Here is a 26608-nt window from a genome sequence, read left to right on the forward strand (position 1 = left end):
CCGCGCCCCCCCGGACCCGCTTGCCGTGGGCCAGGCACATCGAGGTCGGCGCGGACATCGCCCTCGTCAACCGGTTCGGCTCGGACGACGCCGCGGGCCAGCCGACGGGGATTCGCCTGAAGCCCGCGGTCGGCGTCGGGGCCCACGCGCGCTGGGAGATCTTCGACTACCTGCGCTTCTCCGCCTTCTTCGTGCACGCCGAGCACGAGCTCGCGCTCCAGGCGGGCGCGCTCGCGCAGCCCGGCCCGATCACGGCAGAGCCACGCGAGGACGGCGCGCCCGCGGTGCGCACCCTCGCGCTCGGCGCGCGCCTCGCGCCCACGCTTCCGCTCGGCGAGCGCGCCCGCTCGTGGCTGTCGGTCGGCGTCGGCTACGACAGGTTCGACTTCGACCGCATGCGGGTCTCCGACCCCGGGGGTGCGTTCACGGTCCGCGAGCGCGGCGCGTCGTACGTCGAGATCCCGCTGGGGCTCGGGGTGTCGTTCGACATCATCCGCCGCTGGCTCACGATCGAGCTGGAGACCTCGGGCGCCTTCCTGCTCGGCCGGGGCGGCGACGCCACCCGGGAAGGCCAGGCCATCGACGCCCAGGGGCGGCGGCGCAACGTCGGCGCGCTGCCGCAGACCCGAGGCTCGTTCGTCCAGACGCTCGGCCTCTCCCTCGTGCTGTGATCGCCGTGTCGTGCGGCGAGCTCAGCTGAGGGCCAGCATGCGATCGATCGGGACGCGCGCGCGCTCGCGCAGCTCGGGAGCCATCTCGAGGCGCGGGGCGAGATCGCGCAGCGCGAGATAGACCTTCTCGAGCGTGTTGAGCCGCATGAAGGGGCACTCGTTGCAAGCGCAGTTGCCCTCCGGCGGCCCCTCGATGAACTCCTTGTGCGGCGACGCCTTGCGCATCTGGTGCACGATGCCGCTCTCCGTCGCGACGATGTACTTCAGGGCGTCGTCCGCGGTCGTGTACTTGAGCAGCGCGGTCGTCGAGCCGATGTAGTCGGACATCCGCAGGATCGGCTCCTCGCACTCCGGGTGCGCGATGAGCTTCGCGTCCGGGTGGCGCTCGCGCAGCGCGACGATCTTGCGCAGGCTGAAGGTCTCGTGAACGACGCAGCTGCCCTGCCACAGGCGCATCGGGCGGCCCGTCCGCTCGACGAGCCAGCGCCCGAGGTTCTTGTCGGGCGCGAAGAGGATCTCCTGCCCCTCCGGGATCGCGCGGACGATCTTCTCCGCGTTCGATGACGTGCAGATGTAGTCGCTCTCGGCCTTCACCTCGGCGGAGCAGTTGATGTACGAGATCGCGGCCGCGCCGGGGTACCGGGCGCGCCAGGCGCGGAAGCGGTCGACGGGGCAGCCGTCGGCGAGCGAGCAGCCCGCCGCGAGGTCGGGGACCACCACGATGCGCTCGGGGTTCAGGATCTTCGCCGTCTCGGCCATGAAATGCACGCCGGCGAACAGGATGACGTCCGCGGTCGTCTTCTTCGCCTGCTGGGCGAGCTGCAGCGAGTCGCCGAGGAAGTCTGCGAGATCCTGGATGTCGCCGTCCTGGTAGTAGTGGGCCAGGAGGACGGCGTTCCTCTCCCGCTTCAGGCGGCTGATCTCGTCGTGCAGATCCAGGCGCGGATCGATGGCGGCAGGCTGGGGCGCGGCGCTCGTCATGGCTAGCTAAGGTAGGCACCGCGCGGCGCGCTGGCCAGGGCCCCCGAGCCGCGCGGCGAACTCGGGCGCGCTCCAGCCACGCCCACGCAGCCGGTGCGGCATTCGCCGGCGCTCCAGCCGCGCAGCGCGCTCCAGCCGCGCAGCCCGCCGCGTCTCCCTCGTTGACAACGGCCGGCACCGGTTCACGATCGAGGCCCGCGGTGGGCCTGGGGAGGAGCTCTCGTCGTGGGCGGCCACCCATGTCCTTCCTGATCCCCGTCGCCCTGCTCGCCCTCGTCGTACCGCTCGTCGTGGCGCTCCTGCGCGCAAATGAGCTATTTTGCGTGCGCGTCGAGGGGCGCAACGTCCGGCTGCTCCGGGGCCGGATGCCGCAGCGGCTGCTCGACGACATCACGGACGTCCTCCGCGCAGCGCCGGTCGGACGGGGCGCGGTGCGGGTCGTGGTCGAGGACCGGCGCGCTCGGGTCCACGTGGAAGGGGATATCTCTCCCGAGCAGGCTCAGCAGCTGAGGAACACCGTCTCCATGTGGCCGGTTCCGAAGATCCGCGCGGCCCCGAAGCGCCGCGCGGGCGCATGACCCCGCCGCCGACATTTCCACCCTAGCGAGTCAGTCCCGCATGGCCGACGACAAACCCCGAGACAATCCGCCGACCTCCAAGCTGGGGCGCCTCGCGCGCCTCGCCGGCCTCGCGCCCCGCACGATCCCGTTCGCCATCGAGGGCGCGAGGCGCGTCCTCGGCGCGACCCGGACCGAGGAGGAAGAGGCCGAAGCGCGGCGGAGGATGGCCCAGGAGGTCAAGAAGACCGCCGAGGCGATGCTGAAGACGCTCGGCGAGATGAAGGGCCTGCCGCTCAAGTTCGGCCAGATGGCGAGCTACATCGACGGGCTCGCGCCGCCGGGATACGAGGAGAAGTTCCAGGCCACGCTGAAGAAGCTGCTCGACAAGGCGCCGCCCCTGTCGCCGGAGGCCGCGGAGCAGATGATCCGCGAGGAGCTCGGCACCCCGCCCGAGCACGTGTTCGCGACCTGGGAGCGCGAGCCGTTCGCGGCGGCGAGCATCGGACAGGTGCACCGGGCCACGACGAGGTCGGGGGAGCGGGTCGCGGTGAAGGTGCAGTACCCCGGCATGGACAGGGCCATCGAGAACGACCTGAAGAGCGTCTCGATGCTCGAGGCGATGATGGCGCCCCTCGCCAAGAAGCTGAACGCCCGGCAGACCGTCGACGAGCTCCGCAAGGTCTTCCTGTCCGAGCTCGACTATGCGCGCGAGGCCGAGATGGCGGACCTGTTCCGCCGCATGAACGCCGGGGACGAGGACGTCTCTATCCCGCGCATCCACCACAGCCTCACCACGAGGCGCGTCCTCACGCTCGAGCTCGTCGACGGCATGAGCTACGCCGAGTTCTGCGAGCGCGGCAGCCAGGAGGCGAAGAACCGCGCGGGCCTCTCCATCTGGCGCTTCACCTTCCGCTCGATGCTCCGGTACGGCTGGCTCTACGCCGACCCGCACCCGGGCAACTACCGCTTCCACGAGGATGGCCGCGTCACGATCCTCGATTTCGGCTGCGTGAAGCAGCTCCCGCCCGACCTCGTGGCGGGCATGAAGCGCTACATGCGCGCCGCCATGGACGCGGACTGGAAGGAGTTCGACCGGGCGTGCGTGGAGGTGCTCGGCTACGACCCGGCCGACGAGAGCTGGGATCTCTACCGGAGCTACACGATGGAGCTCATGGTCCCGCTGTGCACGCACGGGACCTGGAAGTGCTCCCCGGAGAAGGCGCGCGAGACGGTGGCGTACCTGACCCGCGGTATCCGGGGGCTCGCCCTCAAGGAGGGAGAGAAGATGCCCACCATCCCCCACGTGCCGAAGATGCCGCAGGACTTCACGTTCGTAAATCGCCTGCAGTGGGGGCTCGCGTCCGTGCTGGCGGGGCTCCGGACCGAGGCGGCGTTCCGGCGGACCATCGATCCCTGGGTGCGCGACGGGGTGCACCCCGTCCCCGATTGAGCGCGGATCGCTGGTAGGCTCGTCGGCGCGGAGAGGCGCGCCGAGGTCGCTTCCGCCGCGGCTCTCACCTTGACCTCGATCCCGCACGCTGTGACATTCGATCGGGGCATGGACGACGAGAGGGCGGCCTGCGAAAGGCGCGTAGGAACGACCCTGCGGGGCAAATGGACGATCGATCGCCTCGTCGGGATCGGCGGGATGGCCGCCGTCTATGCCGTGACCCACAAGATCGGGCGGCGCGATGCGATCAAGATCCTCCACCCCGAGGTGGCGCGCTCAAAGGACCTGCGCGCCCGGTTCGAGCGCGAGGCGCAGGCCGTCAATCGGTTCCAGCACCCCGGCGTGGTCGAGATCCGCGACATCGATGTGACCGAGGACGGCGCGCCGTTCCTCGTGATGGAGCTCCTCGACGGCGAGTCGCTCGCCGACCGGCTCCAGCGGCTCGGCAGCATCGAACCGGGCGAGATGCTGCGGCTCATGGACGAGCTGCTCGACGTGCTCGGCGCCGCGCACGGGCAGGGGATCATCCACCGCGACATCAAGCTCGACAACCTCTTCGTCGAGAAGACCGGGCGCCTCAAGGTGCTCGACTTCGGCATCGCGCGCATGCGCGACGGCGTGAAGACGGCGATGCGGACCCGCACGGGCGCGACGCTCGGGACGGTGTCGTACATGGCCCCGGAGCAGGTGCGCGGCATCTCGGTCGACCACAGGGCGGACCTCTTCGCCGTCGGCGCGACCATGTTCCGGGTGATCGCGAAGCGGCGGATCCACGAGGCGCGCACGGAGTCCGAGCTGCTCGTGAAGATGGCGACCATGGCGGCGCCGCCGCTCGCGAGCGTCGCGCCGGACACGCCGCACGGGCTGTGCCTCGTCGTGGACAGAGCGCTCGCGTTCGATCGCGACCGGCGCTACCCGGACGCCCGCACGATGCAGGCCGACGTGCGCGCGCTCCTGCATGGAGCGGCGCCGCCGCACGCGTCGGCGCGCCTCGCGGCGGGCGACGTGCCGTCGGCGGGCGCGCCGCCGCTCTCCCCGATGCTCCTGTCGGCGGCCGCCTCGGCGGACGCGCAGGCCGAGCCTCCGCCGCGGCCCGCGGCCCCGTCGGGCGCGAGGTGGAACGAGATGGGCTCGGCGCCCGCGATCGGGTCGGAGCTCGGCCCAGGCAACAGCGGGGCGTCGTCGTGGGAGGCCGCCACGATGGCGGCGCCCGGAGCTCCGCGCGGGAGCGCCATGGATGCTGCCCAGGCGCACGGAGGCCACCCCGGCATGGCGCAGGCCGTCCCCGGCGCTCCGAATGGACCGCCGTCGTCCCTGCACAACACCGGCGCCGGCCACGCCGGAGCGCACGGCGCGCCCCCATCTTGGCAGGGCGCCAGCGCGCCCCACAGCGCCCCCGTCTCGCTCCACAACACAGGCTCGGGCCTGCACAACACCGGTCCGGCCTACGGCCCGCCTGCCCCGGCGCACGGCGCCAGCGCGCCCCACAGCGCCCCCGTCTCGCTCCACAACACAGGCTCCGGCCTGCACAACGCCGGCCCGGCCTACGGCGCGCTCGTCCCGGCGCACGGCGCCAGCGCGCCCCACGGCCCGCCCGTCTCGCTCCACAACACAGGCTCCGGCCTGCACAACGCCGGCCCGGCCTACGGCGCGCCTGCCCCGCGGCACAGCGCCGGCGTACCGCACGGCGCGCCCGCCTCGCTCCACAACACCGGCTCGTCGCTGCACACCACCGGCTCGGCCTACGGCGCGCCCGCGCCGCAGCACAGCGCCAGCGCGCCCTACGGCGAGCAGCCGGCCGCCGCGTGGGCGCCGCGCCACGCTCAGCCGAGGCTGCCGCCGAAGCTCGTGATCCCGCTCGCGCTCGGCGGCGTGGCGCTCATGATCGTGAGCGTGCTCGCGGTCTGGATGGCGCTCCGCGACGAACCCCAGAGCGACGCGGTCCAGCACGATCTGCTGCCAGCCCAGAGCGCGAGCGCCGGGCCGACCCAGCTCTCCCCGTCCTCGGAGAGCACCGACGAATCGCGGAGCAACGTGAACGAGCCAGGATCGCGGAGCAACGTGAACGAGCCAGAGACGATGCGCCCGGAAGCGCCGAACGCTCCGGCGAGCGCGCCGCCCGCGAGCACGTTCATCATCGACTTGACCAAGAAGAAGCAGCGGACGAGAAAATCACGCCAGGACTGAAGCCAGATCGCCGAACATGGAGCTCCGCCCCCTCATGGTGACGAGGACAACCCCGCGCGCTCGATCGATGCTCGTCGGGTCTGCGCTGGCGCTCACGCTCTCGGGAGCGTGCTCGGACCCGGTGCCGATCGGCCCACGTCCCGACGCCGGCGGCGACGGTGGAGGCGGCAGCGGAGGCGCGCCGCCGCTCTGCAGCTCCGGCGACGTGCAACCCTGCTATCCCGGCCCGGCAGACACCGAGGGTGTCGGCGTGTGCGCGGCGGGCGTGCGGAGGTGCCAGCCAGACGGCCAGAGCTTCGGCGAGTGCGAAGGCGCCGTGGTCCCGAGGCCCGAGGACTGCGGCACCACCGTGGACGACGACTGCGACGGCGCAACGAACGAGCCCGACGCGGGGTGCGTGTGTACCCCGGGCCAGATCAAGACTTGCTACAGCGGCCCCGAGGGGACGAGCGGCGTGGGGCTCTGCGCGGTGGGGCTGCAGATGTGCGATCTCTCGGGCACGTCGTGGCGGCCGTGCGGCGGCCAGGTCACCCCGCAACGAGAGACGTGCACGGACGACACCGACGAGGACTGCGACGGCTTCGCCTGCAGCACGCCGCTCTGGGCCGCCCTCTACGGTGATCAGAACACCCAGAGCGCGACCAGCGTCGGCGTCGACGCGCTGGGAAACATCTATATCGGCGGCACCTTCTCGGGGACCATCAACCTGACCGGCAAGGAGGCGGGCGCCCTCGTCAGCATCGGCACCTCCGACGTGTACGTCGCGAGCTTCGACCCCTCCGGACAGCACCGCTGGAGCGTGAGGTTCGGCGGCAGCGGCGCCGAGACGCTCAACGGGCTCGCGGTGACGCCTGAAGGCAACCTCGTGCTCGGCGGGACGTTCTACGGCTCGTTCACGTTCGGCGGCACGACGCTGAGCAGCGTCAACGCGCTCGACACCTTCGTGGTCACGATGACCGGAGAGAAGGGCGAGCAAGGCTGGGCACGCCAGCTCGGCGACGCGGCCGATCAGACGCTGCGCTCGATCGCGGTGGACCCCGCCGGAAACATCGCGATCGCCGGCTACTTCAGCGGAAAGCTGCTCTGCTCGTCGTCGCCCGTCCCAGCCTGCGCCGAGAGCGCAGGCGGCACCGACATCTTCGTGCGGAAGTACGATCCGCTCGGCGCCGTCCTGTGGACGAGGATCTACGGAGACGACAAGAACCAGTTCGCCACCGGCGCCGCCGTCGGCAACGACGGCAGCGTGCTCGTCACCGGCCGGTACAACGGCACCCTGACCGTCGGCCCCCGGCAGGTGAAGAACACCGGGCTCGGGCCGAACCTGTTCGTCCTGAAGCTCGACAGCAGCGGGAACGGCGTCTGGCTCTCGGACTATGGAGACACGGCGTCGCAGGCGGGCACCGGGATCGCCGTCGCTCCCTCGGGCGCGGTGCTCGTGACCGGGACGTACATGGGCGCGCTCAACTTCGGAGCGGCCGGTACGCTCCCCGCCAACGATGTGCAGACGGCGTTCGTAGCGTCGCTCGCCCCCGACGGCGTGCCCGTGTGGGCGCGGTGGTTCGCCGGAGACGGCGCCCAGGAGAGCACGTCGATCGTCGCGGACGCGGAGAACGGCGTGGTGGTGACCGGCTCGGTCCAGGGCGTGATCGACCTCGGCGGCGGGCCGCTGCCCGGCGGCGGCGGCTTCGACGCCTTCGTGGCGAAGCTCGACGCCGATGGCAACCACCTCTGGGGGAAGGTGCTCGGCGCCGCCGGCAACCAGAAGTCGAACGCGGCGGCCATCGCGCCGAGCACGGGGGTCATCGCGCTCTGCGGCACCGCCGAGGGGAAGATCGACTTCGGCCTCGGCGAGCACGGGGCGAACGGGACCGACGCGTTCGTCGTGCTCCTGTCGCCGTAGACCGGAGCCGCGGCCCCGGTCACGGGGCGCCGCGAGCGCCCGCAGGGACGAGGTCGACGCGGCCGAGCTCCTCGTTGGTCGCCGCGATGGCGGCGCGGATCGGCTCGCCGACGCCGTAGCGACGGCTCGCGCCGACCAGCGCCTGGGCGGCGGCGTCGATCCGATACGGGCCGCCCGGCAGCGCCTCCAGCGCGATCGTGCCCGTCGCGCCGGACTCGACCATCTGGACGACGAGGCCGAACGGCTTGATGGATACGATGTAGCCCTCGATCTCCTCGCCGACGCGGGAGGCGAAGAGGCGCGCCACGAGCATGCGGTGCCGCTCCGTCTCGGCCTTGGCGGCGCTGCGCGCGCGCGCGTTCAGGTGGTGGGCGAGCGACGCGAGCGCCTCGCACTCGACGCGCTGGTCGCGGCGGCCCTGGAGATAGCGCTTGACCACGCGGTGCACCGCGAGGTCGGCGTAGCGGCGGATCGGGGACGTGAAGTGCAGGTACAGCGGGGCGCCCAGGCCGAAATGCAGGCCTCCGGCGCCCGTGTACCGGGCAGGGCCGAGCGCCTTGCCGAGCACGGTGCGGATGGCCGGCGCGAGCTCGGAGCCCCTGTACTGCGCCTCGAACGCCGCGAGGCCGAGGGGGCTCAGGCGCGCGCCAAAGCCGGCCTCGACGCCGAAGTTGTGCGCGAACTGCTCGAGCGCCCGGACGCGCTCCTCGGTCGGCTCGTCATGGACACGAAAGACGCAGGGGAGCCCGCGCGCCACGAGCCAGCTGGCCACCGCCTCGTTCGCCGCCACCATCAGCCGCTCGATGAGGCGGTGCGCGCCCGTGTCGGAGCGCGGCGAGACTGCGGTCGGCTCGCGCGTCTCGGCGTCCAGCGTCACGTACGCCTCCTCGCGATCGAGCTCGACGCCGCCGCGCGCCGCGCGGACCGTCGACAGCCGCGCGGCCGCGGTGCGGAGCCAGCGCACGACCGGCCGGGCCGCCTCGGGGATGCCGGCGGCGCGGCCTGTCGTCAGGAACTCCTCGACGGCGTCGTACGAGAGGCGGGCGTGCGAGCGGATCACGCTCTCGTGCAGGTCGATCGACGTGATGCCCCCCTCGGGGTCGATGCGCAGCTCGACCGTGACCGCGAGCCGATCGACCCCCGGGAGCAGGCTCGCCGCCTCGCTGGAGATGGCGTCGGGGAGCATCGGGATGACGCGGCCAGCCAGGTAGACGCTCGTGCCTCGGGCGCGGGCCTCGAGATCGAGCGGCGAGCCCTCGGGGACGAACGCGTCCACGTCGGCGATCGAGACGAGGACGCGGAGCGCCCCGTCGGGCCCGGCGGGCAGCACGGCGACGGCGTCGTCGATGTCCGTGGTGACGGGCGCGTCGATCGTGACGGTGATGACGTCGCGCAGGTCGCGGCGGCCGCGCGCGAGCTCGCGCTCGACCGACACCGCGGCGACCGCCGCGCGCGACGCCTCGAGGACCTCGCCCGAGAACACGGCGCGCACGCCGTTGCGGGCGAGGCACCGCTCGATGCCGAGGTCGGCGCCCGACGCGACGACGCGCGCCGGGACGACCGCCGCGCCCTCGATGGTGGCGACCACCGCGGCGCCCTCGGGGAGGTCGTCGGCGCTGCCCGGCTTGAACGGCCAGTCCGTGTTGGAGACGAGGCGATCGACCCGGAGGTGCGGCCGCTTCGCGTGCGATACGACCGTCCCGAAGAGCTCGGAGCGATCGCGCTGGACGAGGGCGAGCTGCGACGCGCTGAAGCGGCCCGGCTCCGCCTCGACGACCACCGCATCGACGACGTCGCCGTCAAGGAACGGGTTCAGATCGGGCGGCGCGATGAAGGCGGTCGCCGAGCCGAGGGCAGCCCAGCCCGGCCTGCCCGGCCCCCCCGCCTTCTCCGGAGAGGCCTCGATGTTCAGGAACCCGAAGCCACGGGGGTTGACCGAGATGCGTCCACGAACGGGTGCGTGCATAGGCGCGGAAGGTACGCCAGATCCCGGCACGTTCGAGCACAAGCTGCCCGTTGAGCTCGCATCAACGCCAGAGAATTACTGCAACACGGTAAGCAACACGGTAAGCAACACGGTAAACAGAGCAGCGCGTGACGTCGCGGCATCGCGCGCTGCATGCCGAGATGCGCTCGGGGGGCCCGGGTGCCTCGCGCTGCGCTGCGCTGCGATGACGTGCGGGCGGCATCGCGGTTCCCACGTGCGCGGGACCCCGTGCGTGGGCGGGACGCCACGGCAAAAGTGCCTCCCTGGACGGTTCGCGGCGCCGGATCGCTTATACTCGACACATCGTGGAAGACTCAGGGGACATCATCGAACTAGCGCGTGTGATGCCTCGGGACCGCTTCGTCCGCCAGGTGACGAACCTGCTCCTCGTGGTGTCCGAGGCTGGTCCGGACAACCAGCAGATCGCATTCCGGACGGTCGCCGCATCGCCGGCGGCGCACCGGAAACCGCCGCCTCCGCCCGGCCCAGCGAGCGAGGTGTTCCAGCTCGTCAAGGCGAAGGGCAATCCCTATCTCGACCAGATCTCGGTGGGCCGCACGCGCAATTGCGACGTGGTGCTGCGCCACCCCTCGGTGTCCAAGCTGCACGCGCACTTCCGGCGGAATGAGCAGGGGCAGCTCGTGCTCATCGACAACGGCTCGCAGAACGGGACCCGCGTGAACGGCAAGCTGCTCTCCGAGAGCGAGCCGCAGGAGATCTCGGTGGGCGACGTGATCCAGTTCGGCCGGCTCACGACGTCGCTGCTCGATGCAGCGGCCCTCTTCGACCTCGTGCGCGAGCAGGCGCGCGTCGCGAGGGACCAGGCGAACCGGTGAGCGCCGCGCGCGGCGGCGCTCAGAACCGGTATCCCGCGGAGACGTTCGGAAAGAACATCGTGAACGTGCCGTGGGCGAGCTCCTCGAACACGACCTTCTTGCCCGGCGCGCAGTCGACCGTGGGGTGCGCCTCGTCGCACTCGGCCCCGACCACGTAGGTGTTGCCCGTCTCGAGCGGCGGGCCGTCGACGAGGAAGAAGCCGACGCCGAGGCCCGCGCTGGCGCTGAGGCGCCCGAGCTTCAGCCGGAGCCTCAGCTCGGGCATCGCGAACGGGGCGGCGGAGCGGAGGGCCCTGCCCGCGTTCTGCACGGCCACGCTGACGGTCCTCTCCGCGTCGGACGCCGTGCCCGTCACCTCGTCGCTCATCTCGGCCAGCACCACGCCGAGCCCGAGCGCGCCGCCGACGTCGAGCCATGACGACAGCCCGTAATGATAGCTGCCGCCGACGATCACCGTCACGCCGGCCATGCCGATGTCGTCGTGAAAGCTGTAGCGGATGGGGAGCCTCTCGTCGCCCCCGCGCGGCGCGGCGTACGTCGCGTCGAGCGAGCGATCGAGCGTCGTGTGGAGGCTCAGGTACCCGGCCGTGAGCTCGATGGCGGCGCCGATCGGGAACTCGTAGCTGCCGCGCACGCCGGCCAGAACGCCGGACGGGCGCGAGATGCCCGAGCAGCTGTAGCTGCCGCAGCTCCGCTCGGCGTCGCTCTCGAGCGACGAGGCGAAGGCATAGCCGCCGGTCGCCTCCAGCCGGAAGACGCCGACCCTACGACCCCAGCGCGGGTGCGCGTCGTCGACGGCGAGCGGCAGGACGATGTCGCCCCTCGTCGTCTTGTCGACGGTCGCGCGCAGCGTGCGCGAGAAATAGCCCGGCTCGTGCGCCTCGAAGGTGTGGCGCCCGAGCGGCAGCGCCCCGCGCCACTGCCCCTTGCCGACCGGGACGCTGTTGATGGTCAGATCCGCGCTCAGCGGCTGGGCGACGACGCGGACCTCCTCGCCGAGCGGCCCCGCCTCGACCGTGGCGACGGCGAGCTGCCCCGCAATGACGTTCGCCTCGCGGGGCGCAGAGCCGAAATTGCCCTTGCGCACCGAGTAGAAATGCGGACCAGGCGCGAGCGCGCCCTCCCACGGCAGCTGGCCGATCAGCGCGCCGTCGATGGTGAGATCGGCGCCGACGAGCCGCTCGTCCTCGACCTTCAGCCGGCCCGTGCTGGCGAGCGGATCGAGCTTCGCGTCCACCGACCTGGTCTCGGCGACCCCGACGGTCACGATCCGCTCGAACGTGTGCCAGCCGTCCTTGACCACACGGAGCGTGTGATCCCCGGGGAGCAGCCGGATCGGGCCGGCGAGGGGGAGCCGGCCGCGCTGTTTCCCGTCGATGAGCACCAGGCCATCGACGTTCGACGAGACGACGACGCTGCCGATCCGCGCTCGCAGCGTGGCGATCGCGGACGCGACGCTCCGGCGCTCCGGCTCGCCGAGCTCCGCGCGGAGCTCCGTGAGCAGCGCCTCATAGAGCTCGAGCGCCTCGTCATAACGCCCGAGCTGATCGAGGCAGAACGCGGCGTTGAGGGTGTTGGGCACCGACGCGACGACCTGACGCGACCTCAGGTAGAGCTCGAGCGCGCGCTGGAAGTCGCCGATCTTGCGCAGCTCGTTCCCTTCCTGAAAGAGCGCCTTGGCCCGGGCGAGCGCCTCGTCCGTCGACGCGGGCGACGCGGCAGGCGGCTCGGGTGGCACGCCCGGGACAGCCGCCGCCGGCGGGGGCTGCGCGCGGGCCGGAGGCGCAGGCGCCGCGCTCGCCACGGCGAGCGCGCAGGCCGCAAAGCAGCGCCGCAGGGCGCGACGGGCGCGCGGCATCGGTCTCACCACCGGTCGACCGGCACCACCGCGGTCGGAGCCGACGGAGCCGCAGGCGCCCCCGCGGCGGAGGGCGTGGCAGGCTCGGCCACGGGAAGAGCGCCGCGCGGGGCGCGGCTCTTCCTGTCACGGCGCGGGGCAGGCTCGGAGGCCGCGACCGACGCAGAGGCCGGCGCGGGCGGCTGGAGATCGATGCGATCAGGGCGGATCGTACCGTCGCTCAGCATGAACACCGTCTCCTTCGTGGTCGCGCCGCCGCGGGTCACCTCGATCTCGAACGTGTCGCCGGCCTTGCCCGTCAGGTCGAGCCGGCCGTCGCTCACCGGACGCGCCGCGCCGTTGACCCGCGCCGTCGCCTCCTTCGGGAGCGTCACGACGGCGGTGAAGGACGCAGGCGCAGGTGCAGGCGCGGGCGCGACGGGCAGCGCGGGCTCGCTCGGCGCGGCGGGCGACGCGAGCGGCTCGTTGCCCGTCGAGGCGCGCAGCGCGAGACCGCCGCCGATCGCGGCCAGGGCGACCACCGTGACCGCCGCCCCGACGAAGCGCCGCCGTGCCGCGCCGGAAGGCTCCTTCACCGCGGTGAAGGAGCTGCCGCCGATGGATCGCTCCTCCCCCTCGGCCGATCGCGAGAGCCTGGACTCGCGCAGCGCGGAGATCGGGGTGGCGCCGACGCGCCGCTCGGGGTCGATGCCCCGCAGCTGATCCAGCGTGACGACGCCGGTGCCCTCCGCGTGCGGCTCGAGCGCGGCGATGAGCTCCTCCATGCTCTGCCAGCGCTCCGCAGGATCCCGCAGGAGGCCGCGGTGCACGACGGCCGCGAGCGCCGGGGAGACCCACGGCGCGGCCCCGGAGAGCGGCGGCACGCGCTCGGTGCAGATCGCGAGCAGGAGCTCGGCGAGCGAGGCGTTGGGATCCCAGGGGCAGCTCCCGCAGAGCGCCTGATAGAGCGAGACCGAGAGGCTCCAGATGTCGGAGCGGTGATCGACGTCCTTCGCCATCTTCGCCTGCTCGGGAGACATGTAGATGGGCGACCCGAGCACGCCGCCGGCGCGCGTGAGCTCGTGCGAGACGCCATCCCCCGTGCGCTTGGCGATGCCGAAATCGCACACCTTGACCACGATCCTGCGATCGCTCGACGACGGCGGGCGGATGGAGCCGGACGGGCGCCGCCCCGAAGGCGGCGGGCGGGCCGAGCCGGACGAGCGCCGAACCGACGGCGGCCCCGCCGCGAGCGAGCCGCGCTGGGTGGACGGCGGCGCCGAAGCGAGCGGGCCGCGCTGGGTGGACGGCGGCGCCGAAGCGAGCGGGCCGCGCCGGGTGGACGGCGGCGCCGAAGCGAGCGGGCCGCGCCGGGTGGACGGCGGCGCCATCGAGGTCGACGGCCTCTGGGCCGTGCCCTCGAACGGCGCGTGCAGGAAGAGGTTCGCCGGCTTGATGTCGCGGTGCACGATCCCCTCGGCGTGCGCCGCCGCGAGCCCGCGCGCCGCCTGGATGAACACGCGCACGACGGGCTCCGGCTCCAGCGGCCCGCGCATCCTGAGGAGCTTGGCGAGGTCGACGCCGTGCAGGAGCTCCATGATGATGAACGGCGTCGCGAGCGTGAGATCCGTGCCTAGCTCGAACGTCTTGACCACGTGCGGGCTCTGGATCGCGGTCACCGCGCGCGCCTCGCGGATGAAGCGGCGCACGGCGTGGTCGTCCTGCCCGACGGCGCTCTTGAAGATGACCTTGGCCGCCACCCGCCGCCCTTCGGGCGACTCCGCCTCGTAGACGGCGCCCATCCCGCCGCGCCCGATCAGCCGGCGCACCGCGTACCGGCCGCCGAGCTCGCGGCCGACCAGCGGATCGGTCTCGGCGCCGGCGCGCTCGGCGATGGCCTCGCGCAGCTCGGGATCGAGCGGCCTCAGCATGTCGATGGTGACGCGCTCCTCGCTGTGCGACGCGGCGCGCAGCGCCTCGGCGAACGCCTCGATCGACGGATAGCGCCGGTCCACGTCGCTGTGCAGCGCGAGCGAGAGCGCGGTCGCGAGGCGCGCCTCGATCCACGGGGCGCGATCCTGGATCGACGGGAACCGCGAAAGGGACGACGCCGGCGCTTCCGCCGCCGTGTCCGCGGGGCCGAGCTCGGCCGTGTCCGCCGTGACGTCGAGCTCGGCCCACGGCGAGACGCCGCAGAGCATCTCGTAGAGCGTCGCCGCCAGGCCGAACACGTCACCCCGCACGTCCGCGGTGCGGTCCCGCGGCCCCGACTCGTCGCGCAGAGGACCGGTGCTCCTCGCCGCCTTGCCAGGGGCGGAGGTGGCCGTGTCGCAGCCCTTCGAGAGCCCGAAGCCAAAGACGCGGACGAGGATCTCTCCGCTCGGGAGGTGCTCCAGGAAGATGCGCGGCGGCCGCACGTCGCGGTAGACGAGGCCCGCGGCGTGCACCGCCGAGAGCCCCGCAGCGGCCTGGAGCGCGATCCGCACGGCGACCTCGGGCCCGAGCGGCCCCGTCTCGGCGAGCAGCGCGGCGACGTCGGTCCCGTCGAGCAGCGGCATCACGAGGTAGGCGAGATCGCGCTCGAGGTCGTGGCCGGCATCGACGATCGGGACGACATGCGCGTTGTCGAGCTTCGCGGTGACGCTCGCCTCGCGGGTGAGCCGTGACAGCGTGTCCTCGGTGACGACCTCGGGCCGCAAGACCTTGAGCGCGACGCGGCGACCCGAGGGGCCCCGGGCCTCGAACACGACACCGAAGCCCTGCGCGGAGAGGACGCGGACGATCCGATATCCGCCGGTGAGCGCGCCCCCCACGAGCGCCGTCGGATCCGCCAGAGGTGCTGTCCGGCCCATGTCCTCAAGCATACGACGGCCCATCGCGCCCCACAAAGCATGAGTGTCACGCGACCTCGGAGGCGCGCTGCGCGCGGGCGCCGCACCGACGCGGAGCGCCGGCCACGCACCTACAACGACGCCACGCCCGCCGCACCGCGGCGCCCCCGCCAAATGTAGGCGCGACAACCGCAGATAACGCGGTGAACAGACCGTCGTATACGCAAGAACACGAGGGGATACGCGGGGACACGCAAGAGTACGGAGGGATACGCATGGACACTCAAGGACACGCAGTAAGCCCTTTGAATCATGGAATATTTGTCTAATTTGTCTTGCCGATAGACAGCTCACGAGTTTAGATTCCCAACATCCCATTCACCGCCGCTCGGTCAGGATCTGGGCAGGACTGGTTGATCTCAAGCGCGCACCCCGATGTGCGCCTCCCCCGCCGGGGGACCTGGAGGCACCATGACCCTGCGATCCCTCGGGCGCGCGCTCGCCGCCCTGACGGCCTTTCTCGTCCTCACGCTCGTCCTGGCGCGGCCGGCGCGCGCCAAGGGCTCTTCCGTCGATGAGCGGCTCGCCAAGGTGCTCGCCCGACACGGGTTCACCGGAGAGATCGAGTCGACGCTGGAGTCGCGGCTCGGGCGGAAGCTCGACAAGAAGCTCGCGAAGCTCGGGCGTGACCTCTTCTTCGACAGCGTCCTCGGCCTGAACGACGACAACTCGTGCTCAGGCTGCCACGCGCCGACCGCGGGCTTCGCCGACACGCAGTCGATCGCCATCGGCATCGACAACAACGGCGTCGTCGGGCCGCACCGCACAGGGCCGCGCAACCAGCGCCGCTCGCCCACCATCATCAACACGGCCTTCTACCCCACGCTGATGTGGAACTCGCGGTTCTTCGCCGTGTCCGGCGACCCCTTCGACAACAGCCAGGGGTTCTCGTTCACCGCGCCGGAGGGGATGTCGCTCTCTTCCCTGCCGCACCTGCTCAACGCCCAGGCGTTCATCCCGCCGACCGAGATCACCGAGATGACCGGGTACGAGGCGCCGCAATCGCACGATGTCGTGCGCGAGGAGGTCACGGCGCGCGTGAACGACGTGAAGGCGTACCGGAAGCGGTTCGCCAAGAGCTTCCGGGCGGTGAAGCGAGGGGACGACATCACCTACCAGATGATCGCGGCCGCCATCGCCGAGTTCGAGATGTCGCTCACGTTCGCCGACGCGCCCATCGACAGGTTCGCCCGCGGCCGCCGGCACGCGATGACGCTGGAGCAGAAGCGCGGCGCGCTGCTCTTCTTCGGCGAGGCGGGGTGCGTCAGGTGCCACGCGGTGTCGGGGGAGTCGAACGAGATGTTCAGCGACTTCCAGCAGCACGCGATCGGCGTGCCGCAGATCGCGCCGACCGACGATCCGGCGCACTCGAACGTGGTCTTCGACGGCCCGAACGCCGATGAGGACTTCGGCCTGGAGCAGGTCACGGGGGATCCGGCCGATCGGTACAAGTTCAGGACCTCGCCGCTGCGCAACGTCGCCCTCCAGCCCACGTTCTTCCACAACGGCTCGTTCACGTCGCTGGAAGGCGCCATCCGCCACCACCTCGACGTCTACACGTCGGCCACGGAGTACACGAACAAGCACCTCGATCGCGATCTGCGGGGTGAGATGGGCCCGCTCGCGCCGGTCCTCGCCGCCGTCGACCCGCTGCTGCAGGAGCCGATCGACCTCACGGAGGAGGAGATCAGCTGGCTCTGCGCCTTCGTGGGAGAGGCGCTGCTCGACCCGCGCGCGACGCCGAAGCGGCTCGAGGCGCTCATCCCGGAGGAGCTCCCGAGCGGGCGCGAGGTCCATCGCTTCGAGTAGCCGCGGGCCGGGCGGGCGGCGCTCACGCGGTCGAGCGCCCGCCGGCGCCCCGGCTCAGCTGCGGTCCAGGCAGCTGCTCAGCGATTCCTTCTGGATGCTGCACTCCTCGTCGTACTTCGCAGAATCGCAGTGGTCCTCGGCGTGGTTCCGACACTCGAGATACGACTCCCAGGCGTCGTGACAGCCTGCCTCCTCGGCGGCCTCCGTATCGGCGCTGCACATCGCGAGGCAGCTCTGCTCCGTCATGGCGTCCCCCGGGCACTCCACGGCTTGCTCACAGAGCTCGGGGCAACCCTCCTCGCCGTGCTCGTCGCTGCAGCCCACGGCGACGAGGGCGAGCACCAACATGGTCATTACCTTCATCGGCCCACCGTATCACGAGCGCGACGCCGCGCGCTGGCGCGGCCCAGGTCGGCGCCAGTGGGCAACAGCAGCCAGGGCGGCGCGCCGGCTCTCTCCGGCGACCGCTCCCGGGAGGGCGCAGCTCAAGGCAGCAGCCGGGAGAGGAGGCTCCACTTCGCCGAACGACCGGACTTCATGGCGAGGACCGTGGTCACGCCGATCACCCCCGCCGTGAGGGCGATGTTGAGCGGCCCCATGACGCCGAGGAGCCGGTGCAGCGCCGCGGCCTTCGCGGGCGGGCGCGGCGCCGGCGCTTCACCCTCCTTGAGGAGGGGCACCCCGCCGTCGGGCGCCTCTTCGCGCATCTGCTGTCCGCCCAGCATGCTGGCGACGCTCGTGGCGAGCGTCGCGCCCAGGAGGATGTCCTTCAAGCGCACCAGATCGCGGGTCTCACGGTCGATCGAGCGCCCCGAGATCACCGTCCGCCCGATGAACCAGGTGGCCGCGGCGGTGCCGAGCGAGATCGCACTGACGAGGTTGTACCGCTGCCATGCGTCAGAGAGCACCTTGCCCCGCTCGGCCTCGGAATGGATGTCCTTGACCGCCTGGCGCAACGCCAGCCGGCCGAAGAGGGGACCACCGAACCCCGCGGCCAGACCGAGCTCATGCAGCACCCATGCGGACGTCGAGAGTGTAGCCATGTCGTTCCACCTCGCCGCGACGCACAAGCAAGATCGTGCCCAGGGCTTGACTGCGCGCCAGGATCCTGGCCGTCGCAGGCGCGCCGTCTCGGCAGCGCGCCGGCGTCCGCGAGATCGGGCCCGGCGCGGCCCCGACGAGAACGGCGCTTGCCCGGCGCCAGGTCACGTCGACAGGTACGTCGCGCCGCCGCGCAGCACGGCATTCCCGCGAGCGCCGCTGAACTCTCGTCCGGCGGATGGACCACGCTCGTCGACGAGCGCGGCGGCGGCGGGGCGGAGCACGTCGGCCACGGCCTGCCGCCGCAGCCGGTGGAGCTCGCCTTCAGCGAGGAACCCGTGGGAGGGCGGGAGATCGCCGTCTGCCATGCCCGGAGCTCCGGTGCCCACCTGGTCGAGCGCGCGCGCGAAGGCCGCGGCGACGCGCTCTCGAAGGCGCGCGCCGCCCGTCGTGACGGCCCATCGGACGAACGCCCAGGCGAGCTCCGCGTGGCGGGCCTCGTCGCGCGCGATCGCCTGGAGCGCCATGCGCACCGCCGGCGGCTCCGCCGCCTGCGCCGCGACCTCCGCCTCGATGGCCGAGAGGGTCTCTCCGACGCAGCCCTCCACGACGGTCGCCAGGGTGATGGCCTCGAGCGAGCCGAGGTCGTCGAGCGCGCCCTGCAGGGGCAGCGGGCCGACGCCCACCGGCTCCCCCGCGTACGCCGAGGCGATCGCGAGCGCGACGCGCGCGTGCCGCACCTCGTCGAGCGCCGCGCGGTGCGCCGCTTCGAGCAGCTGGGGAGGCGCGCCCTGGGCCATCAGCGCGAGCGCGAAGCGGCCGAAGGAGGCGACCGAGGCGTGCTCGTTCTGGCCACGCTCGGCCCAGCGCCGGGCGAGCTCACGGCGCGCCGCGGGCGCGAGCGCGCTCAGGTCGGTGTCGGCGAGCGCGCGCTCGAAGCGCCGCAAGTCGGTCTGCGACCACGCGCTCGGGGCGTGCGCGAGCGGCGCGACGCGGGGCTCGCCCCGGACCAGGAGAGGGCGCCCTTCACAGGAGATGGAACCGACGAGGTAGCAGCAGCTCGCCGGATCCGACGCCGTTCGGTTCGCGTAGGGGCCCTGGATCCACCCGGCCGCGCCCTCGCCCTCGGCGCTGCACGTACACGTCCCCGAGCCGGGCGGCAGGTCGTCGAGGTGCGGCGCAGCCTCGGCGGCCGCAGGGCAGGCGCCGCCGACCGGCGCCGTGCAGTGCACCTCGTAGCAACACTGGCCGTAATAGCCACCGTCATGAAACGGCCCGACGCAGGTCGGATCCGGATAGGGATCGAGCGGCGCCGAGGCGTCAGGGGGATCGACCTCGCCGCCTCCGCCGGCCCCCGATGTCGCGCCAGCCGTCGAGCTCGAGCTGGAGCTGGATGTCGCGCCTTCAGGCGAGCTCGAACCGGAGCTCACCCCCGACGTCGCGCCTCCAGGCGAGCTCGAGCTGGAGCCGGACTCGATGTGCGTGCCGCAGCCCGACACCAGCGCAAGGCTCGCGCCCCACTGGGATGCGACCAGGATTCGAAGCAGGAAGTTTCGCATGGACGGCGACAAGCAAGGCATGTACCGGGCGAACACACGTGTCTCTGGGCGCCGGGAGAGCACCGCCGTGCCAGCATGTGCCATCGCCCTGTCCCCTCCACGCAGCCTCGGCCCCTGCTGCCGGTGGACCTTCCATCCGGCCGCGGCCCTGGATACCGGGTCTCGATGTCACCAACCCACCCGGACCGCCGGGCAGATCTGGAGCGGCGCGAGGGTGCGTCCGTCCCGAGGAGGCCTCATGCGGATCGTTCTCGATAGCTCCGTCGCCATCGCCTCGATGAAGCCCAGAGAGCCCGGGCACGCGGACGCGCTCGCCTTTCTCGAGCGCGCCCGCGCCGCCGTGGCCGCGGGCGCGGCGCGCGTGCTCGCGCCGCCCGAGCTATGGCTGGAGGTGTACGTCGCCGAGCAACGGCTCGCGGTGTCGCGGCGGGCCGCGCCCGCGGCAACGAGCCCGCTGGGAGGCCTCGCGATCGAGCTGGTCGCGCCCGTGGACGCGGGCGCCATCACGGAGTTCCTCGACCAGCTGACGAGGCGCATGCGCGGCCGCAGGCCCTTCGCCAACGCGACTGACCTCGTGTATCTGTGGGCCGCCCGCCGCGCGAATGCCACCGTGGTGACGCTCGACGAAGGGCTCCTCAAGTACCACGGTGTCGTCTGCGATGTGACAAGGCCGCAGCACGTTCGGCTCGAATCCGGATAACGCGTCGCAGCGAGCGGCGAATGCACGTCGCGACAACCGCCGTCCGAGGAACGTCGAAAAACAGCATCTCTGGATGGTCACGGCGCAAGTTTACACTCCGTGCAAATGCACTTGTCGCACCCGGCGAGGGCAGCTATCCCTGAGCGTCGCAGCGGAGCGCGCGGAGCTCGCGAGCCTGGGCTGCGCGGCGAGGCGCATGCGAAGTACATCGCTTATTTCACCGGTCCTCCCGGTGAGCTTGGCCCTTTTGACCACCCTGGCTGCGCCGCAGGCCCACGCCCGCCGCGCCGGGCTTGCGGTGGAGGGGTGCAACGGCTGCCACACCGGCGGCGCGGAGCCAGATATCACCATCGACTATAGCCCCAAGAACCCGGCGGCCGGCGAGACGGTGACTCTGCAGGTGCAGATCCGGTCTGCCAACATCAACGCCGGGGGCATCTATCTCCTCACCGAGACAGGTCGGCTCTCCCCCATCAACGGCCAAGGCACCAAGCTCATCGACGAGCACCAGCTCGTCCACGACGCGCCGAAGCGGGCGAGCGGCGGGGCCGTCCGCTTCGACGCGCAGTGGATCGCGCCGGGCGCGCCGGGCGGGGTCGTCGTCCAGGTGTGGGCCCTCGCGGCCAACGGCGACAACGGCCCGCGCGGAGACGGCGCTTCGTCCGCCGACACCGCGTTTGCCTACGGATGCACCGGGACGACGTATTACCTCGATCGCGACGCCGACGGCTACGGCGACTCCAGCGTGCCCAGGGTCGATTGCACCCGGCCGGCCGATCACGCCGAGCGCGGCGGCGATTGCGACGACTACAGCGTCAACATCCATCCCGATCAGGAAGAAGCCTGCAACGAGATCGACGACGACTGCGATGGAGAGGTCGACGAGGAGCTCGAGGTCACCACGCAGTATGAAGACGCCGACGGCGACGGCTATGGCTCGTTCTTCGGCGCGACGGTCACGGCGAAGTGCCCCCCCGAGGGGTACGCGCCGAGCTCCAACGACTGCAACGACAGGTCCCCTGACGTCCACCCGGACGCGACCGAGACATGCAATCTCGCCGACGACGACTGCGATGGCCGCATCGACGAGGGCGTGCGCGAGGTGTGCGGCGTCGGGATGTGCGCGCGGGAAGCGACCGCGTGCGCCCCCGGGTCATGCACGCCCGGCGAACCGAGCGCCGAGGTGTGCAACGCGCTCGACGACGACTGCGACGGCGAGGTCGACGAGGACCCAGGCCTCTGCGCGCCCGGCGAGGGCTGCCCGAGCGGCACGTGCAGCAGCGGGACCGGCGCCGGCACGGCCGTGAGCGCTGGCAGCGCCGGCAGCGCGGGAAGCGCGGGAAGCGCCGGCGGCGGCGTTGCCTCCGCGGGCTCCGCGGGCGGCGGCGCGCCGGACGAGGGAGGAGCGGACAGCGGCGGTTGCGCCATCGACGCCGGCGACCCCCGCGGCGGGTCTCCGTGGCGGCTGCTGACGCTCGCCTCGCCGTTCGCCCTCCTCGCGTTGCGGCGGCTGCGGAAGAGTGGCACCCTACGGTAAGCCTTCCTTCCGAGCCTGAGGTCAACACGCATGCTCTACCGCCGCTTCGGTCGCACCGAGATCAAGATGCCTGTCCTTTCGTGCGGAGGGATGCGGTACCAGCAATCCTGGAACGACAAGGACCCCATCTCGCCCGCGAGCCAGCGCAACCTCGAGGCGTGCATCGAGCGGGCGCTCGAGCTTGGCATCTATCATATCGAGACCGCGCGAGGGTACGGCACGAGCGAGGAGCAGCTCGGGAAGATCCTGCCGACGCTGCCGCGCGAGCGGCTCATCGTCCAGACGAAGGTCAGCCCCGAGGCGGATCCAGCGAAGTTCCTTGCGACGTTCGAGCGGTCGATGAAGCTCCTCCGCCTCGATCACGTCGACCTGTTCGCCCTCCACGGCGTCAACGACGAGACGCGCCTCTCGTGGTCGCTGCGCAAAGGTGGCTGCCTGGACGCTGCGCTCGAGCTGAAGCGGCAAGGCCGCGTGCGCGCGGTGGGGTTCTCGACGCACGCGGCGCCGCGCGTGATCACCGCCATGGTGCAGGACGGCCGCTGCGATTACGTCAACCTGCACTGGTACTACGTGAATCAGCTCGCCTGGCCGGCCATCCAGGCTGCGGCCGAGCAGGACATGGGGGTCTTCATCATCAGCCCCACCGACAAGGGGGGCAAGCTGTACGAGCCGAGCGACAAGCTCGTGCGGCTCTGCGACCCGCTCTCGCCGATCGTGTTCAACGACCTCTTCTGCCTCGCTCGCCCCGAGGTCCACACGATCAGCGTCGGGGCGGCGCGCCCGTCCGACTTCGACGAGCACATGAAGGCCTTGCCGCTGCTCGACGGCGAGGGCGCCCCGCAGGCCGCGCTGGCGCCGATCCTGCGCAGGCTCGACGAAGAGCTCGAGCGGGTGCTCGGCCGCGCGTGGTGCGACACATGGCACGTCGGCCTCCCCGACTGGGAAGCCGTCCCCGGGCACGTCAACATCCGCGAGATCCTGCGGCTGTACAACTTCGCCCGCGCGCTCGACATGACGGCCTACGGCAAGATGCGGTACAACCTCCTCGGCAGCGGCGACCACTGGTTCCCGGGGAACCGCGCCGATCGCGTGCGGGAGCTCGACCTCGCGCAGGCCCTCGCGGGCGCGCCGCAGCGGCACCGCATCCCCGAGGTGCTGGCGGAAGCGCACGCGCTGCTCGCAGGGCAAGAGGTGAGGCGCCTCGGCAAACACTGAGTCTGGGCCTCGCGCCGGCCCGGCGAGCGGCGCCTCGGCGGGTGAGCCGGGCGCGCGCCGCTGTCGGTCACGGAGGCGCGCCGACTTCCAGGCGAGCTCCTCGCCAGCCCCACAGGGCCACCAGCATGCCGAGGTGCGCGGCCGCGTAGAGGGCGAGCATCGCCCGCAATGTCAGCGAGGCGTCGAGGAGCAGCGGAAGCCCGACGCCTGCCCAGCCGATCACGAGGAGCCCCGAGATCGTCAGCGGCCCGCGCGTCCACGGCTCGCCTCGCTGCAGCCCGCGGGCGGCGAGCACATCGAGCGCGCCCGCGGTCCACTGGGCGAGGCTGATGAAGGCGAGATGAGCAGCCCGATCCGCGTGCGGAATAACGCCCTTCTTCGCGACGCCAGCAAGGACGCAGGCCGCGTGCGCAGTGCCGCCCAGGAGCAGCACGATGCCCGTCACGAGGGCGAAAGACGCCAGCGCGGGACGTGGAGACATGCCGCCCAGGATACCCGAGGAGCGAGCATCCGCGTTGCAAAAGCGGAGACGGCCGACAGCGCACGGTTCTTGCCGCCTCCTGCCCTTGTTCGACATCCTGCCCTCGTGGGTCAGGGACAGTCGTTCCAAGGAGGTCTCTCATGCGCATTCACGGTACAGGGACGATGGCGCTCCTCTGCGCGCTCGCGTTCGCCGCAGCGGCAGGCTGCAATTCGGGCGGAGGGGATAGCGGAAGCGGCGGAGCGAGCGCGGGCAGCGGCGGCGCGGGCGCTGGCAGCGGCGGAGCGAGCTCCGGCACCGGCGGCGCGGGGGATGGCAGCGGCGGAGCGGGCGCCGGCGCCGGCGGCACGGGGGACGGCGGCGGCGGCGCAGGCGCTGGCACCGGCGGCGGGGCGGAGGAGCTGAGATGGTATCTCACGTGCGGCGATCCGGTATGCAGCGGGCACCGGCCCCGCGACGGGGTGAAGCCATGCACCGACGAGAAGGAGGGGGAGCCGTGCGCCGCACCGGACGCGACATGCGATCCCGCGAACGACTGCAACGCGCAGCTGCTCTGCACGAGCGACGATCCGAGGCAGCGGCCGGAGGGTTGCCCCAGATCCCGCGCCCGGTACAAGCACGATATCCGGTACCTGCAGGAGACCGAGCTCGCGCGCGTGCGCGACGAGCTCGTCGCCACGCCGCTCGCGACCTGGCGTTATAACCACGAGGGCGGGCACGGCCGCGAGCGTCTCGGGTTCATCATCGACGACAATCCGGCGAGCCCGGCGGTCGCGAGCGACGGCGACCACGTCGACCTGTACGGGTACACGAGCATGGCCGTGGCAGCGATCCAGATGCAGCAGAAGCAGATCGCCGCCCTCGAGCGTGAGCTCGCGGCGCTCCGCGAGGAGCTCGACTCGGCGCGGCAGGCGGCGCGCCCACCGGCGCCCAGAGCGGCCGGTCGAGCCACACGATAGAAACACGATAGAACAGCCGCAGGCGTCGAGCGCCGGCGTCACTCGTCTTCGAAGGCGTGCCGCCGGAGCTCCGCGTCGATCCGCACCACCGACCGGGCATGCGCGCGGCGCGCATCGGCAAACAGGGCCGGGTGAGCGCAGGCCGCGAGGATCTCGAGCGACTCCACGATGCGGGGACCGGGGCGATTGAAGAAGGCGTTGCCGTCAGCAATGTACACGCGGCCTTGCGCCACGGCCCGATACGTCGCCCAGGGCAGCACACGGGGGAGGAGATCGAGCTCATCGAGCGTGCGCTCGAGGGTGAAGCCGCACGGCTTGATCATCACCACGTCGGGATCGAGCGCGGCGAGCGCGGCCGGCGAGAGCGTGGGCGCGTGCTCGCCGGGTCGCGTCACGAGGGGTTCCCCGCCCGCGAGGGTGATGAGCTCCGGCATCCACGTGCCGCCGATCATGACAGGGTCGATCCACTCGACCGCGAGCACGCGCGGCCTGCCCGGCGCCGCGGCCGCGCGCGCGGCGACGGCGGCGACGCGCGCGCGCAGCCGCTCGACGAGCGCCTCGCCGCCTGCCGGGCGGCCGATCCCCTCGGCGACGCGGCGAATGTCGGCCCAGATGTCGTCGAGCCGCGTCGGGTGCAGGTTGATGATGCGCACGTCCTGCCGCGCAAGGCGGGCGACGGCCGCGCGGACGTCATCGAACGACACCGCGCAGACGTCGCAGAGGTCCTGCGTCACGATCACGTCCGGCCGCGCCTCCCGGAGGGCGTCCAGATCGATGTCGTAGACCGCGAGCGCGTCCCGGAGGACGTCGCGGACCGCGGCGTCGATCTCCCGGCTGGAGCGCGCCGGCCTGAGCCGCGGGCGCGTGAGCACCGGGAGGCCGGTCAGCCCCTCGGGGAAGTCGCACTCGTGCGAGACACCGACGAGCTCGCTCTGGGCGCCCAGCGCGCAGACGATCTCGGTCGCGGACGGCAGCAGGGAGGCGATGCGCATGCGCGGTATTCTATCTCCTGGCGATCCCCGCGGGGGGCGGTGCGCACGATGCTCGTGGTGGGCACAATGCTCGTGAAGACAGGAGGTCCCCATGAGACTGCAAGGCAAGATCGCGCTGGTCACAGGGAGCAGCCGGGGCATCGGCCGCAGCATCGCTGTCCGGTTCGCCCGGGAAGGCGCCGACGTGGCGCTCACGTACCACAAGAGCAAAGAGGGCGCCGAGGGAGCCCTGGCAGAGGTCGAGGCCGCAGGAAGGCGAGGTCATCTGTTCGCCGTCGACGTCGCCTCCGTCCAGAGCGTGCGGGGGCTCTTCCAGGAGGCCGTCGCGCGCTTCGGCCGGCTGGACGTGCTGGTCAACAATGCCGGGCTGGAGAAGCGGGCGCCGTTCTGGGAGGTGACCGAGGAGGACTACGATCAGGTGATGAACACCAACCTCAAAGCGGTGTTCTTCGGGAGCCAGGCAATGGTCCGTCACCTGCGCGAGGCGGGGCGGCCCGGCAAGATCATCAACATCAGCTCGGTTCACGAGGATCTCCCGTTTCCCCACTTCGCGTCGTACTGCGCCAGCAAGGGGGGCGTCCGCATGCTCACGCGCACGCTCGCCGTGGAGCTGCGCGGCACCGGGATCACCGTGAACGCCATCGCGCCCGGGGCGATCGAGACGGAGATCAACGCCGCTCTGCTCAAGGATCGCGACAAGCTGAGCGCGCTGCTCGACCAGATCCCGCTGGGCCGCCTGGGAAAGCCAGAGGACGTGGCGGGGCTCGCCGTGTTCCTCGCCTCGGCGGACGCCGATTACGTGACCGGCTCGACGTACTTCGTCGATGGCGGGCTGACGTGGAACTACGAGGAGCAGTAGGCGGGGCACGGCCCCTCGCCGAGAAGCGGCGTCGTTGGACAGCCTGGGCCGAGAAAAGTTTCCGACAGAATGCAATGCAGCGCGGCCGAGACCGGCGCCGGCGACCTGCCGCTGCGATGCCTCGGCGCGGAACATCTGTTGCGGCCGCGTAACCCG

The 26608-nt window shown here is 71.9% G+C and carries 21 protein-coding genes (1 of these 21 only partly in view); 12 read left to right on the forward strand and 9 right to left on the reverse strand.

The genetic code is table 11. The features are described 5' to 3' along the window. Positions 1–671, forward strand: the 3' portion of a protein-coding gene (locus tag WME73_RS41305; protein ID WP_437913141.1) for a hypothetical protein. 163 nt of this gene lie to the left of the window's left edge; the window shows 671 of its 834 coding nt (coding positions 164–834); its start codon lies off the left edge, out of view; it ends in the stop codon at positions 669–671. Positions 672–692: 21 nt separating this feature from the next. Here the strand turns inward: WME73_RS41305 and nadA are convergent, their stop codons facing one another. Further along, positions 693–1652, reverse strand: a complete 960-nt coding sequence (nadA, locus tag WME73_RS41310) for a quinolinate synthase NadA (RefSeq protein WP_012240033.1) — start codon at positions 1650–1652, stop codon at positions 693–695. Positions 1653–1891: 239 nt separating this feature from the next. Here nadA and WME73_RS41315 point away from each other — a divergent pair, with 239 nt between their 5' ends. The 4 genes from WME73_RS41315 (at position 1892) to WME73_RS41330 (ending at position 7749) form a co-directional block, all read left to right on the forward strand. Continuing rightward, positions 1892–2230 carry a DUF3634 family protein gene (locus WME73_RS41315; protein WP_044966758.1) on the forward strand — a complete coding sequence of 113 codons (339 nt, stop codon included), beginning with the start codon at positions 1892–1894 and terminating at the stop codon, positions 2228–2230. A 40-nt stretch (positions 2231–2270) separates the two neighbouring features. Next, positions 2271–3662, forward strand: coding sequence for an ABC1 kinase family protein (locus WME73_RS41320; RefSeq protein WP_437741739.1), 1392 nt, complete (start codon positions 2271–2273; stop codon positions 3660–3662). Positions 3663–3770: 108 nt separating this feature from the next. Beyond that, positions 3771–5849, forward strand: coding sequence for a protein kinase domain-containing protein (locus WME73_RS41325; protein ID WP_437913142.1), 2079 nt, complete (start codon positions 3771–3773; stop codon positions 5847–5849). Between the two features lie 16 nt (positions 5850–5865). Next, the gene (locus tag WME73_RS41330) at positions 5866–7749 is read left to right on the forward strand and encodes a hypothetical protein (protein WP_437913143.1); all 1884 of its coding nucleotides are present in this window, start codon (positions 5866–5868) and stop codon (positions 7747–7749) included. 19 nt (positions 7750–7768) lie between these two features. On the opposite strand, the gene WME73_RS41335 is transcribed toward WME73_RS41330, so the two are convergent. Next, entirely contained in the window at positions 7769–9715 is a 1947-nt protein-coding gene (locus WME73_RS41335; protein ID WP_437741742.1) for a ribonuclease R family protein, read from the reverse strand. A 326-nt stretch (positions 9716–10041) separates the two neighbouring features. On the opposite strand from WME73_RS41335, the gene WME73_RS41340 reads away from it, so the two are divergent. Next, positions 10042–10572 (forward strand): FHA domain-containing protein, encoded by a 531-nt coding sequence (locus tag WME73_RS41340; protein WP_437741743.1) that lies wholly within the window; start codon positions 10042–10044, stop codon positions 10570–10572. A gap of 19 nt (positions 10573–10591) precedes the next feature. On the opposite strand, the gene WME73_RS41345 is transcribed toward WME73_RS41340, so the two are convergent. Continuing rightward, on the reverse strand, positions 10592–12430 hold the full coding sequence (locus WME73_RS41345) for a PEGA domain-containing protein (RefSeq protein WP_437913144.1): 1839 nt from the start codon (positions 12428–12430) through the stop codon (positions 10592–10594). A gap of 5 nt (positions 12431–12435) precedes the next feature. Then, complete coding sequence (locus WME73_RS41350) at positions 12436–15261, reverse strand: protein kinase domain-containing protein (RefSeq protein WP_437913145.1); 2826 nt, start codon at positions 15259–15261, stop codon at positions 12436–12438. A 450-nt stretch (positions 15262–15711) separates the two neighbouring features. Between WME73_RS41350 and WME73_RS41355 the strand changes: the two genes are divergently transcribed. Further along, entirely contained in the window at positions 15712–17109 is a 1398-nt protein-coding gene (locus WME73_RS41355; protein WP_437853298.1) for a cytochrome-c peroxidase, read from the forward strand. A gap of 54 nt (positions 17110–17163) precedes the next feature. Here the strand turns inward: WME73_RS41355 and WME73_RS41360 are convergent, their stop codons facing one another. The 3 genes from WME73_RS41360 to WME73_RS41370 form a co-directional block, all read right to left on the reverse strand. Continuing rightward, positions 17164–17472 carry a hypothetical protein gene (locus tag WME73_RS41360; protein WP_437741747.1) on the reverse strand — a complete coding sequence of 103 codons (309 nt, stop codon included), beginning with the start codon at positions 17470–17472 and terminating at the stop codon, positions 17164–17166. Positions 17473–17594: 122 nt separating this feature from the next. Then, positions 17595–18152: a hypothetical protein gene (locus tag WME73_RS41365; protein ID WP_437545418.1), complete on the reverse strand. Its 558-nt coding sequence runs from the start codon at positions 18150–18152 to the stop codon at positions 17595–17597. 162 nt (positions 18153–18314) lie between these two features. Further along, on the reverse strand, positions 18315–19709 hold the full coding sequence (locus WME73_RS41370; RefSeq protein ID WP_437913146.1) for a hypothetical protein: 1395 nt from the start codon (positions 19707–19709) through the stop codon (positions 18315–18317). A gap of 238 nt (positions 19710–19947) precedes the next feature. Between WME73_RS41370 and WME73_RS41375 the strand changes: the two genes are divergently transcribed. The 3 genes from WME73_RS41375 to WME73_RS41385 all read left to right on the forward strand — a co-directional run bounded on the left by WME73_RS41375 (position 19948) and on the right by WME73_RS41385 (position 23161). Then, positions 19948–20409, forward strand: a complete 462-nt coding sequence (locus tag WME73_RS41375) for a PIN domain-containing protein (protein WP_437741750.1) — start codon at positions 19948–19950, stop codon at positions 20407–20409. A 232-nt stretch (positions 20410–20641) separates the two neighbouring features. Then, the gene (locus tag WME73_RS41380) at positions 20642–21946 is read left to right on the forward strand and encodes a putative metal-binding motif-containing protein (protein ID WP_437741751.1); all 1305 of its coding nucleotides are present in this window, start codon (positions 20642–20644) and stop codon (positions 21944–21946) included. Between the two features lie 30 nt (positions 21947–21976). Next, positions 21977–23161, forward strand: coding sequence for an aldo/keto reductase (locus WME73_RS41385; protein WP_437741752.1), 1185 nt, complete (start codon positions 21977–21979; stop codon positions 23159–23161). Between the two features lie 67 nt (positions 23162–23228). Here WME73_RS41385 and WME73_RS41390 read toward each other — a convergent pair whose 3' ends face one another. Continuing rightward, positions 23229–23642: a hypothetical protein gene (locus WME73_RS41390; RefSeq protein WP_437853309.1), complete on the reverse strand. Its 414-nt coding sequence runs from the start codon at positions 23640–23642 to the stop codon at positions 23229–23231. A gap of 140 nt (positions 23643–23782) precedes the next feature. On the opposite strand from WME73_RS41390, the gene WME73_RS41395 reads away from it, so the two are divergent. Then, the gene (locus WME73_RS41395; RefSeq protein ID WP_437913147.1) at positions 23783–24601 is read left to right on the forward strand and encodes a hypothetical protein; all 819 of its coding nucleotides are present in this window, start codon (positions 23783–23785) and stop codon (positions 24599–24601) included. 38 nt (positions 24602–24639) lie between these two features. Here the strand turns inward: WME73_RS41395 and WME73_RS41400 are convergent, their stop codons facing one another. Next, the gene (locus WME73_RS41400) at positions 24640–25593 is read right to left on the reverse strand and encodes an ABC transporter substrate-binding protein (RefSeq protein WP_437913148.1); all 954 of its coding nucleotides are present in this window, start codon (positions 25591–25593) and stop codon (positions 24640–24642) included. 91 nt (positions 25594–25684) lie between these two features. Between WME73_RS41400 and WME73_RS41405 the strand changes: the two genes are divergently transcribed. Continuing rightward, positions 25685–26452, forward strand: a complete 768-nt coding sequence (locus tag WME73_RS41405) for an SDR family NAD(P)-dependent oxidoreductase (protein WP_437913149.1) — start codon at positions 25685–25687, stop codon at positions 26450–26452. Positions 26453–26608: the final 156 nt, after the last annotated feature.

The organism is Sorangium sp. So ce302, from assembly GCF_051530145.1.
Taxonomy (GTDB): Bacteria; Myxococcota_A; Polyangia; order Polyangiales; family Polyangiaceae; genus Sorangium; species Sorangium cellulosum_B.

Bases quoted from the DNA above. Each gene is read 5' to 3' on its own strand.
- nadA (WP_012240033.1), bottom strand. From the start codon at position 1,652: ATGACGAGCGCCGCGCCCCAGCCTGCCGCCATCGATCCGCGCCTGGAT.
- WME73_RS41315 (WP_044966758.1), top strand. From the start codon at position 1,892: ATGTCCTTCCTGATCCCCGTCGCCCTGCTCGCCCTCGTCGTACCGCTC.
- WME73_RS41320 (WP_437741739.1), top strand. From the start codon at position 2,271: ATGGCCGACGACAAACCCCGAGACAATCCGCCGACCTCCAAGCTGGGG.
- WME73_RS41325 (WP_437913142.1), top strand. From the start codon at position 3,771: ATGGACGACGAGAGGGCGGCCTGCGAAAGGCGCGTAGGAACGACCCTG.
- WME73_RS41330 (WP_437913143.1), top strand. From the start codon at position 5,866: ATGGAGCTCCGCCCCCTCATGGTGACGAGGACAACCCCGCGCGCTCGA.
- WME73_RS41335 (WP_437741742.1), bottom strand. From the start codon at position 9,715: ATGCACGCACCCGTTCGTGGACGCATCTCGGTCAACCCCCGTGGCTTC.
- WME73_RS41345 (WP_437913144.1), bottom strand. From the start codon at position 12,430: ATGCCGCGCGCCCGTCGCGCCCTGCGGCGCTGCTTTGCGGCCTGCGCG.
- WME73_RS41350 (WP_437913145.1), bottom strand. From the start codon at position 15,261: ATGGGCCGGACAGCACCTCTGGCGGATCCGACGGCGCTCGTGGGGGGC.
- WME73_RS41355 (WP_437853298.1), top strand. From the start codon at position 15,712: ATGACCCTGCGATCCCTCGGGCGCGCGCTCGCCGCCCTGACGGCCTTT.
- WME73_RS41360 (WP_437741747.1), bottom strand. From the start codon at position 17,472: ATGAAGGTAATGACCATGTTGGTGCTCGCCCTCGTCGCCGTGGGCTGC.
- WME73_RS41365 (WP_437545418.1), bottom strand. From the start codon at position 18,152: ATGGCTACACTCTCGACGTCCGCATGGGTGCTGCATGAGCTCGGTCTG.
- WME73_RS41370 (WP_437913146.1), bottom strand. From the start codon at position 19,709: ATGCGAAACTTCCTGCTTCGAATCCTGGTCGCATCCCAGTGGGGCGCG.
- WME73_RS41375 (WP_437741750.1), top strand. From the start codon at position 19,948: ATGCGGATCGTTCTCGATAGCTCCGTCGCCATCGCCTCGATGAAGCCC.
- WME73_RS41385 (WP_437741752.1), top strand. From the start codon at position 21,977: ATGCTCTACCGCCGCTTCGGTCGCACCGAGATCAAGATGCCTGTCCTT.
- WME73_RS41390 (WP_437853309.1), bottom strand. From the start codon at position 23,642: ATGTCTCCACGTCCCGCGCTGGCGTCTTTCGCCCTCGTGACGGGCATC.
- WME73_RS41395 (WP_437913147.1), top strand. From the start codon at position 23,783: ATGCGCATTCACGGTACAGGGACGATGGCGCTCCTCTGCGCGCTCGCG.
- WME73_RS41400 (WP_437913148.1), bottom strand. From the start codon at position 25,593: ATGCGCATCGCCTCCCTGCTGCCGTCCGCGACCGAGATCGTCTGCGCG.
- WME73_RS41405 (WP_437913149.1), top strand. From the start codon at position 25,685: ATGAGACTGCAAGGCAAGATCGCGCTGGTCACAGGGAGCAGCCGGGGC.